Below are 16511 nucleotides of genomic sequence, written 5' to 3' on the forward strand. Positions count from 1 at the left end.
GCACATTGACCATCCTCAAAACCATCGCCGAGTGGCGACCGCGTGTACCGTTTTACTACGGCTGGCTTATCCTAGCCATGTCTGCTGTTGGCACTTATGCGGCGACGGGCGCTACGCAGCTTGTCATTGGCGGTGTACAGAACTTTATCTTTGAGGATATGGGCTGGGAGCGCAGCACGATAGCCTATGCCGTTACTGCGGGCACCTGGGTGTCGGGCTTGCTTACGCCGTTCGTGGGCAGGCTCGCGGATAGATACGGGCCGCGCGGGCTAATGCCACTCGCGGCGTTCATCGCGGGCGGCTGCTTCTTCGCGCTTGCGGGCATACAAGCGGTCTGGCAGTTCTATATCGCGTACATCATCGCGCGCGCCATCGCTAACCCGATGCTCGTAGGCGTAGTGCCTCGCACGACGGCGGTGAACTTCTTCAGCCGACGTCGCAATCTCGCGCTCGGCATATCCGCGATGGCGCGTCCGTTCGGCGGCGCGATAAACATCCAGATATTCTCGCTCATCGCCATCGCAACGAGCTGGCGCACAGCGTTCCAGGTGCACGGCGCAATATCGCTGCTCATCGTCATCCCGCTGCTGCTCATAATGCGCCGCCGCCCGTCCGACATCGGCCTGCGACCCGACGGCGCGCCCGTAACACCGGCGCGGCGCAGAACCGGCGGCAATCAAAGCGCGAGTGAACCGAGCACGGCACGCAGTGAACCGGCACGCCGAGAATCCGATAGGCTTGACAACGATCCGCCCGAAGCGAACTGGCGCGCCGGGGAGGCGGCGCGAACTTCGGCGTTTTGGCTTATTGTGGCGGCGGAAGCGTTGGTCATCCTGATTTCGGGGACGATAAACTACCAGATAGTGCCGTACTTGCGCGATGTAGGTATTTCGCCGGCGGTGGCTGCGGGCGCGCTTAGCGTCAGTTCGCTGATAGGGTCGTTGGGCAACCCGTTCTGGGGCTGGCTTGCGGACATATTCTCGCCGCGCAGACTGGCGCTGCTCACGCTCTCAATATCCGGCGCGGCAGTCGCGCTGTTCGTCGTCGTACCAGAGGGCAGGCTCAGCGTCGGTGTCGTCGTGCTGTACGGCACGCTCGCCGGCGGGCTGAACATACTGGGGCACATGATGATAGCGCAGTACTTCGGCAGGTCGTCATTCGGCGCCATCACGGGCTTGATGGGACCATTCCAAACGGGCGCGCTCGGGCTTGGCCCCACGCTCGGCGCGCTGCTCTACCGCATCACCGGCGGATACCGCTCCATATACCTGTTCGGCGTGCTATCCTACATACTGGCGCTCGGCTGCATTCTAGCGGCGCGCCAACCCAATAAAAAAATCCTAGAATAAATCACCATCCTACCCATCCCGACTATCGATGTAAGTTAATTCGGAGAAAGCAAAATGACACATGTGGCGATAATCGGCGGCGGCGCGATGGGCTGCTCGGCGGCGTACTATCTGGCAAAGGCGGGCGTCCGCTCGACCATCATCGAAAGCGAGGGCATTGGCAGCCAAGCGTCCGGCTACAACGCGGGCGGGCTGAATCCGCTGACCGGCGAGGGCATCCCCGGACCGCTTGGCGAGATTGCCGCGACTTCGTTCGCCATGCACGCCGAACTTGCACAGACGCTTGAAGAAGAGTCTGGCGTCGAGTATCACCACAAGTCCATCGCGTTCATAACCGTCGCGTTCGACGACTCGGACATACCGGGGATGCAGATGACGCACGACATATTCGAAGGCGCGGACGGCTTTAACGCGCACTGGATAGATGCGGCAGAATTGCGGCAACTCGAACCGCGCCTGAACCCGGATGCGAAGCGCGGGCTGTATGCTTATGGCAACGCAATCGTCAGCGGCTACGAGTTCACGAACGCACTGGCGCGCGCCGCAGAGCGCATGGGCGCTACGATACGGCAAGCTACCGCGGTATCGCTGCGAACCGACGGCGAGCGCGTAACGGGCGTGGCGCTGGAAGACGGCGCGATTGACTGCGATGCGGTGCTGATAGCGTCGGGACCGTGGAGCGGCAAGGCGGAAGAATGGCTAGGCATCGACATTCCGATTGAGCCGTACAAGGGCGAGATTCTGCGCCTTCGCATAGACGGCGATATGCCGCCGTACGATTTCAGCGGCGGCGGCGCGAACCTGCACCTCCGCGCGGACGGGCTGCTGTGGGTAGGCGCGACCGAAGAGCGCAAGGGCTTCGACCGCGAGCCGAGCGAGTACGCGCGCAGCACGCTAATGCGCGGAGCGACGACGCTTATGCCATGTTTGGAGTCTGCGGAGATAGCGCGGCACACGGCTTGCCTGCGTCCGCTGACACCGGACTGGCTACCGATAGTGGGCGCCGCGCCGGGCTGGGACAACGCCTACCTCGCAACCGGCGCCGGCAAAAAAGGCATCCTGCTAGCGCCTGCGATAGGCAAAGCAACCGCCGACATAATCACCACCGTCGCGACGGATATGCCGGTGGGTGGGTTCGGGATAGAGCGCTTTGCGTAGAGGGGGACTTGCACGAATTTACAGGTATTCTCACTATGCAGTAATTTCGATTCGTCATTCCTGAGAAGCATGCCCCTACGAAGGCAGGGAGCAGGAATTCACACGATTGAGACCCTTATGCGTCACAATATCTCCCTATGGTGAGAATACCGATTTACAGGATGGACAGGGTGCGAATGGCAATATGCGATGGAGGATGGTCATCTCCTAATCGCATATTCGACAGTTTCCGGAATTTCCATGCCCACGACATTGTCGCTGCCGTCGTAGTCCACCACCACGCCGGGCTTATCTTCATCGCTCTCGTTGACAGGGCATCGGTGAGGATTATTTGCATCGTATCTATGCGGGTGTCATAGGTTATTTTCAGGGCTGGGCACTCCAATACTTGCTTATTTTGCTGGTCTTGTAGGCTGTTACGACCATCACGGGGTACAGGTCAAATGCGAACATGTCAGTCCGCGGCGCTCACAGTCGCAGCTGCTTCCCGCGTTATGCCCAGCAATGGGGCTAGGTAGCGAGCGGTTTGGGAGTGGTCGAGTTGTGCTATGGTCTCGGGCGTGCCTTCGGCGATTAGCTCGCCACCTTTGTCGCCGGCGCCGGGTCCTAGGTCTATCAGCCAATCGGCGCTCTTTATCAGGTCTAGGTGGTGTTCTATCAGCACTACGGTGTTGCCCGTGTCCACTAGGCGCTGCAAGACTCGCAGCAGGTGCGCGCAGTCTTCGAACGACAACCCGGTGGTCGGCTCATCCAGGATGTACAGCGTCTTGCCGGTGGCGCGCTTGGATAGCTCCTTCGCCAGTTTTACGCGCTGCGCCTCGCCGCCGCTGAGCTGCGTTGCGGGCTGACCGAGCCGTATGTAACCCAAGCCGACATCCTGCAATGTCTGCAAGCGCCGCCGCACGCGCGGGATGTTCTCGAACGCTTCGAGCGCCTCGGATACCGTCATCGCCAGCACATCGGCGATATTCGCGTCCTTCCAGTAGATTTCCAGCGCCTCGCGGTTGTAGCGCTTGCCCTCGCAGACCTCGCACGGCACGGTAACATCGGGCAGGAACTGCATCTCGATGTTGATGTAGCCGTCGCCGGTGCACGCCTCGCAGCGGCCGCCCTTGACATTGAACGAAAATCTGCCGGGCTTGTATCCGCGCATACGCGCCTCCGGCACGGTGGCGAACAGCTCGCGGATGGGCGTGAAGGTGTCTGTGTATGTCGCCGGATTGCTGCGCGGCGTCCTGCCGATGGGCGACTGGTCGATGTCCACCACCTTGTCGATGTGCTCCACGCCTTCTATGTCGCGCACCGCGCCTGCCCTGTCTCGCGCGCGGTAGAACTGCTGCGCCAGTTTCTTGTACAGGATTTCGTTGATGAGCGTGCTCTTGCCGCTACCGGACACGCCAGTTACGCAGACGAGCTTGCCGAGCGGGATTTCCACATCGATGTCTTTCAGGTTGTTCTGGCGCGCGCCGCGAATGACGAGTCGCTCGCCATTTCCCTCGCGCCGCCGTTCGGGCAGCGGAATCTGCCGCGTGCCGCCGAGATACTGCCCTGTCAGCGAGCGCGGCTCTGCGATTATGTCTTCAACGGGACCGGTCGCGACTATGTGTCCGCCGCGTTCGCCCGCGCCGGGTCCGAGGTCCACGATGTAGTCTGCGGCGCGCATTATCGCCTCGTCGTGCTCCACGATTAGCACGGTGTTGCCCAGATCGCGCAGGCGCTTGAGCGTCTGTATCAGGCGGTAGTCGTCCGCCGGATGCAGACCGATGGACGGCTCGTCGCACACATACAGAACACCCATCAGCCCGGAGCCTATCTGCGTGGCGAGCCGGATGCGCTGCGCTTCGCCGCCGCTGAGCGTGGACGCGGTGCGCGAGAGCGTGAGATAGTCCAGCCCAATGTTCAGCAGAAAGTTCAGCCGCGCCGAGATTTCTTTGAGTATCTGCTCGGCGATAGCCATCTCTCGGTCGGTCAGCGTCTGCGGATGCTCGATGTTCACACGCCCGTTGCTCTTCGATTTGCCGTTGCGCCCCGGCTTGCCTTCGCGCTTGGACTGCCCGTTGCGGCTTGCCTTTGCCGCCTTCGCCGCGGGCAGAACGTCCAGCCCATGCCCGTCCGAGCTATACCCGTCCGGGCTATGTCCGTTCTTCCCATTCTGTCCATTCGGCGCATACTGCCCGTTCTGCGCGCCGACGCCTGCCGCTTGCAGGTCGATGCTTGCCGAGTCGCCGCCTATCTGGGCAACCCACGCGCTCGCCTGCGCGATGGACTTGTTCGTAACATCCATGATGTTAAGCCCGCAGACGGTGACGGCGCGCGCTTCGGGACGCAGCCGTTCACCTTTGCAGGCGTTGCACGGCCGCGACGACATGTATCGCTCTATCTCGGCGCGCACATGGTCGGATTCGGTTTCTTTGTGTCGCCGCTCGAGATTGTTGATGACGCCCTCGAACGCGGAGCGCCAACGGTATGTCTTGCCGCGCTGCGTGTGGTGCTGCACGTTGATCGCCTTGCGCTTCGTGCCGTACAGCACGCGGTCGAGGTCGCGCTTTTTCATATCCTTGACCGGCACATCGAGCGAGAACTCGAATGCGCGCGCCAGCGATTCCAGTTGGCTGTAGTACCACGGGCTCATCGCGCCGGAACGCGCCCACGGTTGCACCGCGCCTTCCGCGATGGATAAGTTTTTGTTGGGCAACACGAGGTCGGGATCGATTTCCAGCTTGTAGCCCAAGCCGGTGCAGGTGGAGCACGCGCCGTGCGGATTGTTGAAGCTGAAGGTACGAGGTTCAAGTTCGCCCATGCTGATGTTGCAGTGAACGCACGCGAACTGCTCGGAGAACAGCAGCTCATCGCCGCCGACGACATCGACAAGCACCGTCCCGCTCGCCATCTTCAGCGCCGTCTCCACCGAGTCCGCAACCCGCGTCTGCTCCGCGCTCGCCCCGATTACTAGCCTGTCCACAACGACTTCGATGTCGTGCCACTTCTGCTTGTCCAAGTCGAACGACTCGGACAGGTCGTGTACCTCGCCGTTGACGCGCACGCGCACGAAACCGGATTTGCGAGCGTCCTCGAATATCTCCTTGTGTTCGCCCTTGCGCCGCCGCACGATGGGCGCCATTATCTGGATGCGGCTGTCTTCGGGCAACGACAGCACGGCATCGACGATTTGCTGCACGGTCTGGCGCTCGACAGGTCTGCCGCACTTGTAGCAGTGCGGATGCCCGGCGCGCGCGAACAGCAGGCGCAGATAGTCGTAAATCTCGGTAACCGTGCCGACGGTGGAGCGCGGGTTGTGCGAGACGCCCTTTTGGTCGATAGAAATCGCAGGCGACAAGCCTTCGATGTAGTCCACTTCGGGCTTATCCATGCGCCCCAGGAACTGCCGCGCGTAGGACGACAGCGATTCGACATAGCGGCGCTGCCCTTCCGCATAGATAGTATCGAACGCCAGAGAACTCTTGCCGGACCCGGAGACGCCGGTCATCACGACGAGTTTGTTGCGCGGAATCGTAACGCTGACATCCTTCAGATTATGCTCGCGCGCGCCCTGAACGACAATGTTGTCTAGCGGCATGGGTTAGTCCTTTGTTGCAATGCGTATTTTCGATGGTTATGGACGGGACGAAGGCAGCAAGTCGGCGTAAGTGGCAAGATGCCGCAACACGCGGAACAGAGCCGCAAGCCGTCGCGCCCTGCGCATCATTTTAGCATTGAGCGGGGAATTGGGACAGGTGTTTTAGGCTGTTGTTGGGTTGGGGAGCAAGAAAATCCCCGTCCATAAAATCCCTTCCCCCATCTAAGGGAGAAAGCTAGGCTAGGGGTGAAGCCTGCATCAAAAGCAATGTCGAAAATGACACCGACACCAATGAGCGATACCTAAATATGGGGAAAGCTCGATTCAAAAGCCGACTACGTTCATGTCGCCGGCGCTGTCAAGGACGCCCTCTGCCTTCAGCCCGTTTCGCCGATGGCATCTCGGATGCGCTCAGGCAAACCTTCAATATCGACCATATCGCCAACTTTCTTAGTGAGCTTATACGTCACCGCCTGCCCTTCTGCCATTCGTACCAACGCGCCCGCCTTATTCTCTGCCACATCACCTTTGCGCCACATATTGAAAACCAAACGGTCCGGGCAGATTCCCAAGCACAGCAGGTACGAATAATTCCGATCTAATCGAACATGATTGAACTGAAATGTCCCGTTTGCGCCAAGCGACGCGGTTTTGACCTCAAATGGAACAGATTCGATACGTAAATCCGTTCGCGAGGTTCTACTCCCGCTGCTAGTCTTGATCCCATGTTGCTCAAGGTATCGGCGGATGAATTCCTCGCCGATCGCGCCACGATTTGTATTGCCGAGCAATCGATAGCCGATTAACGGCGAGTCTCGCCAAATATCTGTCGGCGTGTGCTCTTCGATAACTGCTAGTAGCAGTTCTACGGCGTTCATTTCGACGGCGGTTCCCAGACCCTAGAGCCTTCTCTCTTCCAGAAGACTAGAAAATACGAATGATTCTTCCTGGCATGCACCTGCTTGATTACACGGCTAACTCCGGGGCGGTTCCGGCGCATCACTACGAACAAGTCCTCCGCAACGAAGCCGATTCGTTCATACGCCTGCATAATTTCGACGTGTGTGAATCTCTGGCGATTTGAACACACTTCATCTTGGCATTTCACGATCAAAACGCCCTTGTCTCGCAGAACCCTATGTGCCTCCGCGCCGGCGTCTTCGTACAGCGCCAGCACTGCCTCGTGATATTTCCTGATAGTTTTGTTTCCGGTTCCATTGTTCCTGTAGTGGCGTTCAAAGGCGCCATGAGCCGTGTGCGCTGTCCCTCCGGGAGAATGCATATACGGCGGATCCAATACAACGCAGTCTATCTCGCCATCTCCATACGGTAAATCGCGGCAGTCAACACCGTCCTGAATATCGCTCGCAAGCAACCTGTAAGCGTCTTCAGGGACATTTCGCCAAAAGACGCCTCTTCCATAAGTCACATCAGCAACCGTACTTTTAGGAGCGACGTACAGGCTCAGGATGCGAGGGAAAACATCCTCGTTGCCCGCCAGGTAAGCGCTGTGGACAAGATCATTTGTCGGCTTTCCGTTTCGGACGCGGCGACTGAGCATGGGTAATAACCTGTTGGGATGTCCGTTCAAACGACCACCGGATACGGTAAATTGAGCATACCTTATTGGCAAATATGGGCATTGTCAATTCAAAGTAGCAGCCATCTTGCAATCTATATGAATGGCTTCATTATGAATTCACAATCTGCTCCAGACTTAATTGTGTAGCCTTCGGAACTCTGTGCTCAGGCTTGAAGCCGGCGGAAGCGGAATATACATGCACGAATATCTCAATTGGAAGCCCCTTCAGGTACTTCTCCATCAGTGGCCTTGACTCAGTCTTCCAGTCCAGTTCGCCATTTCCGCAGCCGAGTTGCGGGAAAGAAATAGATGTAATCCTAGCCTCTTGATATACTTGCGCGAACTTCTTCAGCCCTGCTTCCAGATACTCCGGTTTTGAGCGACTCCTCCAGTGCTTTTTCGTGGGGAAGTTTAGCACCCTTTTGTGAGGTGTCTTATAGACCCACAGGTCGCCTACATTGAGCATGCCCCTCTCGCACAACTGCTGGTACTCAGTGAACATCTCCGGGTAGATGCTCTTGAACTCTTTAGCGATGCCCTTCCCCATCACTCCGACGGTGTTGACCGTATTCACCAGCACCTTAGCGGGGCTGTCGAATAGGCTGAAATCGACATAGGTAATCATCGGTCAACCTCTCTTAAGCAGAACATGTGTATGCATGATAAAGCATTGCCCGAAAGCGTGCAAATGTTCTGCCAATCTTCAGCGGAAACAAACGGCGCCTTGGCTAACCACAAGCGAGTGTCAAGGTAACGAATACCCGATGAGTATTTCAAGGCTTGCGAAACCCCGTTTAACTCGCAGCGCCCTACGCCACCGGAATCCGCGTCCCCGCTGTTTTCATGCGCAGGCTGTACACGGATGAGTTGGATGTGAAGTACATGGTGCGGTTGTCTTCGCCGCCCCAGCCGCAGTTGGCAGGGTATTCCGGCAGCTCGATTATGCCGATTAGCGTGCCGTCCGGCTCGAAGACCCAGCAGCCGTTCGGTCCGGTGCAGTACACTCGCCCTTCGACATCGACTTTCATGCCGTCCGGGACGCCGTTGTTCGCGTGCTCGGAGGGCATGTCCGCGAAATGCCGCACGCCAACGACATCGCCGTCCGCGTTGAGGTCGTATGCCACGATGTATTGCCCGGGCCTTGTGTTCGCCACATACAGCACGCTTTCGTCCGGCGAGAATGCGATGCCGTTAGGGTATTCGAACGGCGCGATGAGTTCGACTTCGCCGCTAGGTCGTATGCGATGCACGCTGTTGTACTGTAAGTCCACATCCGCCGGGTCTAGGCGGTCGCGTCCCGGGTTCGTGAAGTACAGACTGCCGTCCGACTTCAGCACGACATCGTTCGGACGGTTTATCCGCTTGCCCTCGGATGTTTCGGCTATCGGCGTGTACGAGCCGTCCGACTCCATGCGCGTAACGCGGCGGTTGACCATCTCGCAGATGACAACTCGCCCTTGCGCGTCGAATGTCATGCCGTTGGACTCGCCGCTGTTCTCACGGATGATTGTCGGCTCTTCGCCGGGCACTAATCGGAAAATCTGCGAGCGGCGAATGTCCACGAACAGCAGGTAACCGTCAGGATGCCAAAGCGGTCCTTCGGTGAAGACGAACCCTGTCGCAAGCCGCTCCGCTTCCCCGGATTCAACGATATTGGATAGTCCGTTTGCCATAGTTTGCGTCCTTTCAAGTTCCTTTCCCTGAGGGGCTGACAGGGGTATGTAAAGTTCCTTTTCCCTGAGGGGGAAGGTTAGGATGCGGGTGAAATTCTCCCCATCTTGTCCATCCTGTTAAGTTAAACGCCAGGGTCTTTCGGTTGTCACCCCGAACGAAGTGCAGGGTCTAAAATCGCTGTGTAGAAACAAGCCTGTCCGTAGTCAACGCGTTTAGATTTCTCGCTTCGCTCGAAATGACAGGAATAAATTGCATTTGTGAAATCGTCTCTAAACCCGCGTGTACTTGACGATGCGCCGTCCCGTGCTGCCTTCGCCCGATGTGGGCTGTATGAAGTAGATGCCGCCGTTGGAGTCGCCCGCCGCGCCGTGGCAGCTGCGATACGGCTCGCCGCCCCAGCGTGCCAGCAGCTCGCCGGCGGCGTTGACCACGCTGAAATGCCCGCTGTTGTGCTCGGCGATGTAGCAGTCGCCGGCGGTGTCTTCCCAGACCACGGCAGGCCCGATGAACTTCGTCTGCCACTGCGAGACAAACTCGCCGTCCTGCGTGAAGACTTGCACGCGGTCGTTCTCCCTGTCCGCGATGAGCAGTCGCCCGTCCGCCGTAACGCAAGCGCCGTGCGGCAGCATGAACTCGCCCGGTCCGTCGCCCGGTTCGCCCCAAGACTGCTTGAGCGCGCCGTCTGCGGAGAATCGATGCACGCGCGCGTTGGCGTATCCGTCGGCGATGAATATGTCGCCGGATGGCGCGACCGCAATGCCGGCGGGCATGTTGAACGGCTCGCCGCCATGCGTAACCTGCGTGTAGCCGTTCGAGCCGAAGTCGGTCGGGGCTGCCCCGGTGTCGGAGCGGAAGCCCTTCTCGCCGATGGTCATCAGCAGTTCGCCCTGCGGCGTGTACTTCAGGACTTGCTGGTCGTTGCGATCTACAATCCAGATGTTGTCGTGGGCGTCCGCGTAAATCGCGTGCGGGAACGAAAAAGTCGTCTCGCCCCAGTCATACAGGTAGTTGCCCTCCGTGTCGAACACGATGACGCCGTGCGCGCCGCGATTGAATCCGTACACGCGGTCATGAGAATCGACCGTAACCGCCGCCATAGGCGCATCCCAGCCGTCGGGCACCTGCGCCCAGCTCTCGTTGACTTCGTAAGTGTGCCTGCTGCTGCCGACTGTGGATGTCATTGTGGTTCTCCTTTATTCCTTGCCCGCCGCGACAACTTCGCTCACAGGTCGTTGCTGCCCAGAATCTTGGCTATGATAAGAATGTCGCAGCCTGGCGCCCGCCTCACTGAAGAAAGGCTGTTGCTCGTTCTTGTGATATTTGAGAAACGGGGCGGAAACCAAACGCCATAAGTAATGACATAAGCTCATGAAGTAATAGATATAGCCTGTTCCCGGTAGGCAGAGTCGTTAACTTGTTTTACCAGAAAATCTGCGAGGTCTGCGCGACTGATGTTTTTCACTTTACCAGTGTTGCTGGCAGTATAGTTCCCTGATTCAGGGTCATCTTTGAGAATAGCGGCTCGGACTATCGTCCAGTCCAGCGAACTCTGCTCGACCAGCGCCTCTTGCGCTTGGTGGTCCGAGTATATGTTACGCAGCATTGTCTTGAACATTATCCGAGCCAACAATGGAGTTTGCCGCCAGCTTTCTCCCACTCCGGCGGCGGACAATACTACGATGCGTCGCACATTGTGCCTCGTCATGCCTTCAACCACATTTCTTGTGCCGGCAGTGAGCGTAGTCTTGTCGCCCAGCCCATTGCTGCCCAGAGCTACTATTGCCGCGTCCTGATTGGCGATGGCAGCAGCCACCGCCTCCGGGTCGTTGACATCGCCTTGGGCGGCGCGTAGATTTGGGCTGCCGCCATCAATTTTACTGGCTGATCGAGTAAATGCCGTGACACTGTGTCCCTCTGCCAGCGCTTTTTGGCACACATGCTGTCCCGTTTTTCCTGTTGCGCCGAAGACGACAACTTTCATTAGAGGTATATCCTTTTCCAACTGCGATACTCTGTTGTTTAGTGACGCTCAGCTCGGGCGGCAAGCCTCCATCACCGCACGCACCGAATCGATGCCCGGACGCGCGGCTACTACTCGAACCATAGCGATGTCTAAGCCTTCGGATAGGCGCCTGAACTCGGCTGCTGCGCCGGATGCGTTGCCGTAGTAGCCTACGGTGCGCAGCAACTCCGGTGAGAATGCGTCTGCGACTTCGTCCGCGCTTGCGCCCTTGCGCCGCATATCGTCCAAACCGGCGAGTTCGTCGGTGAAGCCCATGCGCTCAAAGTGCGCTCGGTAGCCTAGCTGCCGCTCGCGCTCCGTCGGCACGGATGCGCCCAGCGCGTAGTTCATCGTCGCCTTGGCGAACGCGCGCCGCGCCACATCTTCGTCGTCATCCACGCATACTCGGATGTATTCGGCGAGCTTGACCTCGGACGGGTCGCGCCCTGCCTTTGCCGCGCCGGCGTTCACGCGCTCGCGGCTCCACGCTATCTGCTCCGGGCTGCACCAGTTAAGGCACGCGCCGTCCGCAAGCTCGCCCGCAAGTTCCAACATTCGCGGGCCGAGCGCGCCGAGATACACGGGCGTCTTCGGCGGCGGGTTGATGGCGAGACTCGCGCCTCGCAGGGTGATCACATCGCCTTCGTAGTCCACGCGCTCGCCGGCGACGAGAGGGCGTATCGTGGAGAGATAGTCGCGCATCAACGCGAGCGTGGACAGATTCGGCAGTCCCAAGCCTTGCCGCGCGCGCGGTCGATACGACGCGCCGGAGCCGATGCCCATAATGAACTTGCCGCCGCTGATGTCGCTCACCGTGCCGCCGGTCATGGCGAACGCCATCGGCGTGCGATACATCACGGGTGACACCGATATGCCGGTAGTAACGCCGCCGTCCACCACATCACAACTCGCCTGCCATCGGCGCAGACAGAGCTGATATGAGTCGTGCCCCGTGCCTTCGGGCGTCCAGATGCTGGTGTATCCCTGAGCCGCCGCCTCGCGAGCGAGCGTGGCTTGGTCGTCCCAAGTCAGGTTAAGCGTCGCGTCCAATCCAACGCCGATTTGCATTCTCGTACTCCCTGTGTTCTATCCGCCGCATCTAATAGCGGAGCTTTGGGTGTGGTCAATCGGGCTATCTATGTCAAGCATTTGCGCGCAAAATAGACGACAGGACGGACCGGACGCGGCGATCTCAGCGAACCGCATCCTGCCCATCCTGTCTATTCAGGCAATTGCGATAAGTCCGGCGACGGCGCGGCACAGGAACGCCGCAGACGCCGTGAAATTATTCGCGAGAAGGCAGCGCCACCGTCGCCGCGCCAGGCGTGGTCTTCTTGCCTTCGTGGTCTTCCAACCAGATGTCGCAGTCAACGAGATTTTCGCCGTTCTCGGTGTACTTCTTCGTGATCACGCCCTTGCCGAACATCGGCGTGCCGGGCACATCCATGCCACGATACTGCGTGGTTAGCGACTTCAGCATGCCTTGTTCGCCAATCCAGTCGGTCATCAGCTGCCCCAGGAACGCTCCCTTAAGCGCGCCGTGCAGGATGACATCGGGCAGGCCGTTGCCCTTCGCATAGTTCTGATCGTAGTGAATCTGGTAATAGTCGCCGGACGCGCCCGCGTACTTCACGAGCTGCTGCGTCGTCGGGTCCTTGCGCAGCGTGGGGACTTCCCCGCCTTCCTGCACATCTTCAAAATATAGCTGGCTACCCATCAGAGAGACCTCCTGTTAGTTTGCCGGTATGTTGATTTGTCAGTGTGTCAGTTTCTGTTGTCCCTTCCCCCTATGGGGGAAGGTTAAGATGGGGGCAATATGAAGCGTATGCCCTATGCCGCATTCCGCGCCTTATGGCTCGTAGCTGATGCCGGTGGTTCGCTGTAGGGCGACCGTCTGCCCGAACTGGTTGACGTACTTCGTCTCGCGTACGCTGAAGAGCATGTTGCCCAGCCTGCCGGGACGCTCGAACAGGTCCGCGAGCATGGTCGTAACCGTGATGCGGTCGCCGGGACGAACGGGATGGAAGTATTCCCACTGGCTACCGCCGTCTAGGTTGGCGGAATACGGACTCTTGAAGTCGGGCGCGGGGTTGGATATAAGCGAGCGCATGAACGTGGGCGGCGCGATGATGCCGCCGTAGCGCGTCTGCCGCGCGGCTGCCTCGTCGTTGAACAGCGGGTTCGTATCGCCGATAGCCTGCGCGAACTTGACGATTGCGCCCTTTTCGACATCGTGCGTTATTGGCTCAGATTCCACGCCGACGGCATCGCGCATCTGCTGGGTTATGACCGACTCCTGTGTCATACGAATTACTCCTCTGGAATTGCGACATTCCCGATTTGCGCGGGAATCCGCTCGCTAAACTACAATTTTGGCAAAAGTTTAAGTCGCACCCGCCAATGTGTCAAGAAACAGGCACGGTTGACATTCTCAACATCTGCGGATTATCAAAGCAGTAACTTCTCCAACAGGAAGGCGTGCGGCGTCTTGATTCAATTGCGGCATCATCCACCCGTGTTGATAGCGCCGCGTGATTGACAACGCGTGCGCGGTTTGACAGACTTTCAGCGAGGTATAGACTATTGGCAACTCTGAATGATGCATGGCAAGAGCGGCAACGTTGGACCATCGGAAGCATTAGAGGCCGATGGCGATTGCTTTTCTCCATACTCTATGTCGTCCAGACGCTGCCGGGCATGGCTTTTATCGTTTGGTTGGAGCTTGCCCACACGACTACGGATTCCGCAATCGACACCGTTAAGGCTATAATTTGGGGCATAGCCGTTGTCGGCGGAGCGGCATTAGCGACAACGGTATCATTAGTGGAGGTGCAAGAACTCATGCTGGGAACGCGGGACATCATAAACGACTGGCTTCAGAAGCGAAACGAAGCTGCGGAGGCAAAAGGACACGCAGAAGGACATGAAGAAGGCCGTGTAGAAGGACGCACTGAGATGCGCGAAGAATTCCTTTCTTGGGTCGGCCGCCGCGATACCGCGCGTGAGAATGACGAGCCGTTCGACGAGCCGCCACCCGGCTCCGACAAACCAATAGACTGATTACCGTAAACTGACCACTTAAAGGAGACAAATTATGACTGCAAACGGCAAAGTTGCCATCGTTACCGGCGGAGGTTCCGGCATCGGCAGGCACAGCGCGCTCGCGTTGGTGAACGACGGCTATTCCGTCGCTATCGGTGGCAGGCGGCTTTCTGCGCTCGAAGAGACTATCGCGGAGGCGGGAGACGCCGGTGAGCGCATGCTCGCCGTCTCTACCGATGTAACGGATGTCGATTCGATTCGCAACCTGTTCGCGCAGACGAAGGAAAAGTTCGGCAGGCTCGATGTGCTGTTCAACAACGCGGGCATCGGCTCGCCGCGAATGCCGATGGAAGACATCCCGGTGGATGCGTGGAAGGCGGTCGTCGATACCAACCTGACCGGCTCGTTCATCTGCACTCAGGAAGCCATCAAGATTATGAAGAACCAAGACCCGATGGGCGGGCGCATAATCAATAACGGCTCTATATCGGCGCACACGCCGCGCCCCGATTCCGTCGCCTACACCGCGACCAAGCACTCCATCACGGGCTTGACGAAATCCACATCGCTGGACGGGCGCAGGTACAACATCGCTTGCGGGCAGATAGACATCGGCAACGCGGCGACGCCTATGACCCAACGCATGGGCGGCGGGGTCCCGCAGGCAAGCGGCGAGACGATAGTCGAGCCTACCTACGATGTCAACCACGCTGCCGAAGCCGTACTGTTCATGTCGAACCTGCCGCTAGACACCAATGTGCAGTTCATCACCATAATGGCGACGAAGATGCCTTATGTCGGCAGGGGGTAGGCGTTCGCGCTTGTCGCTCTGACTGCCGCGCATTTTCCGGGCATGTAGTTCGGATACGCGCGGCATTTCTCTGGGTCTTGTGGACATTTGCCCAGATACGCTTATAGTGTCATTCCGAACGCAGTGAGGAATCTAAAATCGTCGCACTTGCATTCCGCGATTTTGGATTCCTCGCTTCGTTGTGCTGCGTGCGGAATGGCAGGATGAAGTGGGCGAAATGATAGCGGATGAGTGCTTTTCTTTGGGCGCTTTGCCTCCATCCTAACATTCTCCCCCTATGGCGCTGACAGGGAGAAGGGGCTTATTCCCATTCGGAGATTTTGCCTTGAAGTAATACCGCCCCTTGCCCTGTGGACAATGTGTTTAGGGCAAGGGGCGGTATTATCGCTTGTTATATGGTGTTGCGTAGTCGTGCTTAGCCGGCGTTGGCGATAGCAGCGCGGATAGCGCGTGTCGCATACACCGAAGTAAGGTGCGCGCGGTACTCGGCGGACGCGTGCACGTCTTCGTTGAACTCGATGCCGTTGCCGGCTGCGCTTGCAGCTGCGGCGATTGCGGCATCGTCTAGGCTGCTGCCTACTAGCGCCGCTTCAGCATCGCTCGCTCGCACGGCGGTCGGACCGGCGCCCGTGATGCCGATGCTCGCGCCGGAGCAATTGCCGCTGCCGTCCACCGTTACCACCGCCGCCACGCCTACGATGGCGTAGTGCGATGCCTTGTTGCCAAACTTGGCGTATGCCGAGCCGCTGCCTGCCGCGAGCGTGGGGATGCGAATCTCGTTCAGGATTTCTTCGGGTCCGAGCGCGGTGGTGAGCAGGTCCACGAAGAAGTCGTCGATGCCGATGGTGCGATGCCCGCTAGTCGAGCTTGTCACCAGCTCGGCGTTGAGAGCGACGGCTACCGCCGGCAGGTCGCCCGCCGGGTCGGCGTGCGCCAGCGAGCCGCCGATGGTGCCCATGTTACGCACTTGCTGGTCAGCGACCTGTCCCGCCGCGTCTGCCAGCAGAGGCGCACCGCTCTGCACAAGGTCGGACGCCTGCAAGTCGGCGTAGGTCGTCATCGCGCCTATCGACAGACCGCCGCCATCCGCCTCGCGTACGTAGGACATGCCCTCTATCTTGCCGAGGTCGATGAGCACGCTGGGCTCGGAAAGCCGCAGCTTCATCAGGGGAATAAGGCTATGGCCGCCTGCCAGCAGCTTCGCCTCGTCGCCGTGTTCCGCCAAGAGCCGCGCTGCCTCTGAGACGCTCGTTGGCGCGTGATATGCGAATGCACTTGTAACCATGTTTCAGCCTCCTAGTATTTCAGTCTGTCAG

The 16511-nt window shown here is 58.9% G+C and carries 15 protein-coding genes and 1 pseudogene; 4 read left to right on the plus strand and 12 right to left on the minus strand.

Annotated elements, in window-relative coordinates:
- Positions 1-5: 5 nt before the first annotated feature.
- The gene (locus F4X57_05940) at positions 6-1349 is read left to right on the plus strand and encodes an MFS transporter (protein MYC06695.1); all 1344 of its coding nucleotides are present in this window, start codon (positions 6-8) and stop codon (positions 1347-1349) included.
- Positions 1350-1403: 54 nt separating this feature from the next.
- The gene (locus F4X57_05945; GenBank protein ID MYC06696.1) at positions 1404-2507 is read left to right on the plus strand and encodes an FAD-dependent oxidoreductase; all 1104 of its coding nucleotides are present in this window, start codon (positions 1404-1406) and stop codon (positions 2505-2507) included.
- A 200-nt stretch (positions 2508-2707) separates the two neighbouring features.
- On the opposite strand, the pseudogene F4X57_05950 reads toward F4X57_05945, so the two are convergent.
- From F4X57_05950 to F4X57_06000, 11 genes and pseudogenes are all read right to left on the minus strand, one after another.
- Positions 2708-2877, minus strand: a pseudogene (locus tag F4X57_05950) (DUF2283 domain-containing protein).
- A gap of 84 nt (positions 2878-2961) precedes the next feature.
- Positions 2962-6084 (minus strand): excinuclease ABC subunit A, encoded by a 3123-nt coding sequence (gene uvrA / locus F4X57_05955; GenBank protein MYC06697.1) that lies wholly within the window; start codon positions 6082-6084, stop codon positions 2962-2964.
- 377 nt (positions 6085-6461) lie between these two features.
- Positions 6462-6962 carry a hypothetical protein gene (locus tag F4X57_05960; GenBank protein ID MYC06698.1) on the minus strand — a complete coding sequence of 167 codons (501 nt, stop codon included), beginning with the start codon at positions 6960-6962 and terminating at the stop codon, positions 6462-6464.
- Positions 6959-7645, minus strand: a complete 687-nt coding sequence (locus F4X57_05965) for a site-specific DNA-methyltransferase (protein ID MYC06699.1) — start codon at positions 7643-7645, stop codon at positions 6959-6961. Before F4X57_05965 ends, F4X57_05960 begins: the two co-directional genes overlap by 4 nt.
- Before the next feature lie 130 nt (positions 7646-7775).
- Positions 7776-8291 (minus strand): macro domain-containing protein, encoded by a 516-nt coding sequence (locus F4X57_05970; protein ID MYC06700.1) that lies wholly within the window; start codon positions 8289-8291, stop codon positions 7776-7778.
- A gap of 184 nt (positions 8292-8475) precedes the next feature.
- Positions 8476-9339: an SMP-30/gluconolactonase/LRE family protein gene (locus F4X57_05975; GenBank protein ID MYC06701.1), complete on the minus strand. Its 864-nt coding sequence runs from the start codon at positions 9337-9339 to the stop codon at positions 8476-8478.
- Positions 9340-9609: 270 nt separating this feature from the next.
- Positions 9610-10521 (minus strand): hypothetical protein, encoded by a 912-nt coding sequence (locus F4X57_05980; protein ID MYC06702.1) that lies wholly within the window; start codon positions 10519-10521, stop codon positions 9610-9612.
- A gap of 185 nt (positions 10522-10706) precedes the next feature.
- On the minus strand, positions 10707-11321 hold the full coding sequence (locus F4X57_05985) for an SDR family oxidoreductase (protein MYC06703.1): 615 nt from the start codon (positions 11319-11321) through the stop codon (positions 10707-10709).
- Between the two features lie 48 nt (positions 11322-11369).
- Positions 11370-12410 carry an LLM class flavin-dependent oxidoreductase gene (locus F4X57_05990; GenBank protein MYC06704.1) on the minus strand — a complete coding sequence of 347 codons (1041 nt, stop codon included), beginning with the start codon at positions 12408-12410 and terminating at the stop codon, positions 11370-11372.
- 217 nt (positions 12411-12627) lie between these two features.
- Entirely contained in the window at positions 12628-13059 is a 432-nt protein-coding gene (locus F4X57_05995; GenBank protein MYC06705.1) for a dehydratase, read from the minus strand.
- 132 nt (positions 13060-13191) lie between these two features.
- The gene (locus tag F4X57_06000) at positions 13192-13647 is read right to left on the minus strand and encodes a MaoC family dehydratase (GenBank protein MYC06706.1); all 456 of its coding nucleotides are present in this window, start codon (positions 13645-13647) and stop codon (positions 13192-13194) included.
- A 350-nt stretch (positions 13648-13997) separates the two neighbouring features.
- On the opposite strand from F4X57_06000, the gene F4X57_06005 reads away from it, so the two are divergent.
- On the plus strand, positions 13998-14402 hold the full coding sequence (locus tag F4X57_06005; GenBank protein ID MYC06707.1) for a hypothetical protein: 405 nt from the start codon (positions 13998-14000) through the stop codon (positions 14400-14402).
- Positions 14403-14436: 34 nt separating this feature from the next.
- Entirely contained in the window at positions 14437-15195 is a 759-nt protein-coding gene (locus F4X57_06010; GenBank protein MYC06708.1) for an SDR family oxidoreductase, read from the plus strand.
- Between the two features lie 415 nt (positions 15196-15610).
- Here the strand turns inward: F4X57_06010 and F4X57_06015 are convergent, their stop codons facing one another.
- Complete coding sequence (locus F4X57_06015; protein ID MYC06709.1) at positions 15611-16480, minus strand: xanthine dehydrogenase family protein subunit M; 870 nt, start codon at positions 16478-16480, stop codon at positions 15611-15613.
- Positions 16481-16511: the final 31 nt, after the last annotated feature.

The organism is Chloroflexota bacterium, from assembly GCA_009840355.1.
Classification (GTDB): Bacteria; Chloroflexota; Dehalococcoidia; order Lucifugimonadales; family JADFKI01; genus Bin90.

Bases quoted from the DNA above. Each gene is read 5' to 3' on its own strand.
- F4X57_05945 (MYC06696.1), top strand. From the start codon at position 1,404: ATGACACATGTGGCGATAATCGGCGGCGGCGCGATGGGCTGCTCGGCG.
- uvrA (MYC06697.1), bottom strand. From the start codon at position 6,084: ATGCCGCTAGACAACATTGTCGTTCAGGGCGCGCGCGAGCATAATCTG.
- F4X57_05960 (MYC06698.1), bottom strand. From the start codon at position 6,962: ATGAACGCCGTAGAACTGCTACTAGCAGTTATCGAAGAGCACACGCCG.
- F4X57_05965 (MYC06699.1), bottom strand. From the start codon at position 7,645: ATGCTCAGTCGCCGCGTCCGAAACGGAAAGCCGACAAATGATCTTGTC.
- F4X57_05970 (MYC06700.1), bottom strand. From the start codon at position 8,291: ATGATTACCTATGTCGATTTCAGCCTATTCGACAGCCCCGCTAAGGTG.
- F4X57_05975 (MYC06701.1), bottom strand. From the start codon at position 9,339: ATGGCAAACGGACTATCCAATATCGTTGAATCCGGGGAAGCGGAGCGG.
- F4X57_05980 (MYC06702.1), bottom strand. From the start codon at position 10,521: ATGACATCCACAGTCGGCAGCAGCAGGCACACTTACGAAGTCAACGAG.
- F4X57_05985 (MYC06703.1), bottom strand. From the start codon at position 11,321: ATGAAAGTTGTCGTCTTCGGCGCAACAGGAAAAACGGGACAGCATGTG.
- F4X57_05990 (MYC06704.1), bottom strand. From the start codon at position 12,410: ATGCAAATCGGCGTTGGATTGGACGCGACGCTTAACCTGACTTGGGAC.
- F4X57_05995 (MYC06705.1), bottom strand. From the start codon at position 13,059: ATGGGTAGCCAGCTATATTTTGAAGATGTGCAGGAAGGCGGGGAAGTC.
- F4X57_06000 (MYC06706.1), bottom strand. From the start codon at position 13,647: ATGACACAGGAGTCGGTCATAACCCAGCAGATGCGCGATGCCGTCGGC.
- F4X57_06010 (MYC06708.1), top strand. From the start codon at position 14,437: ATGACTGCAAACGGCAAAGTTGCCATCGTTACCGGCGGAGGTTCCGGC.
- F4X57_06015 (MYC06709.1), bottom strand. From the start codon at position 16,480: ATGGTTACAAGTGCATTCGCATATCACGCGCCAACGAGCGTCTCAGAG.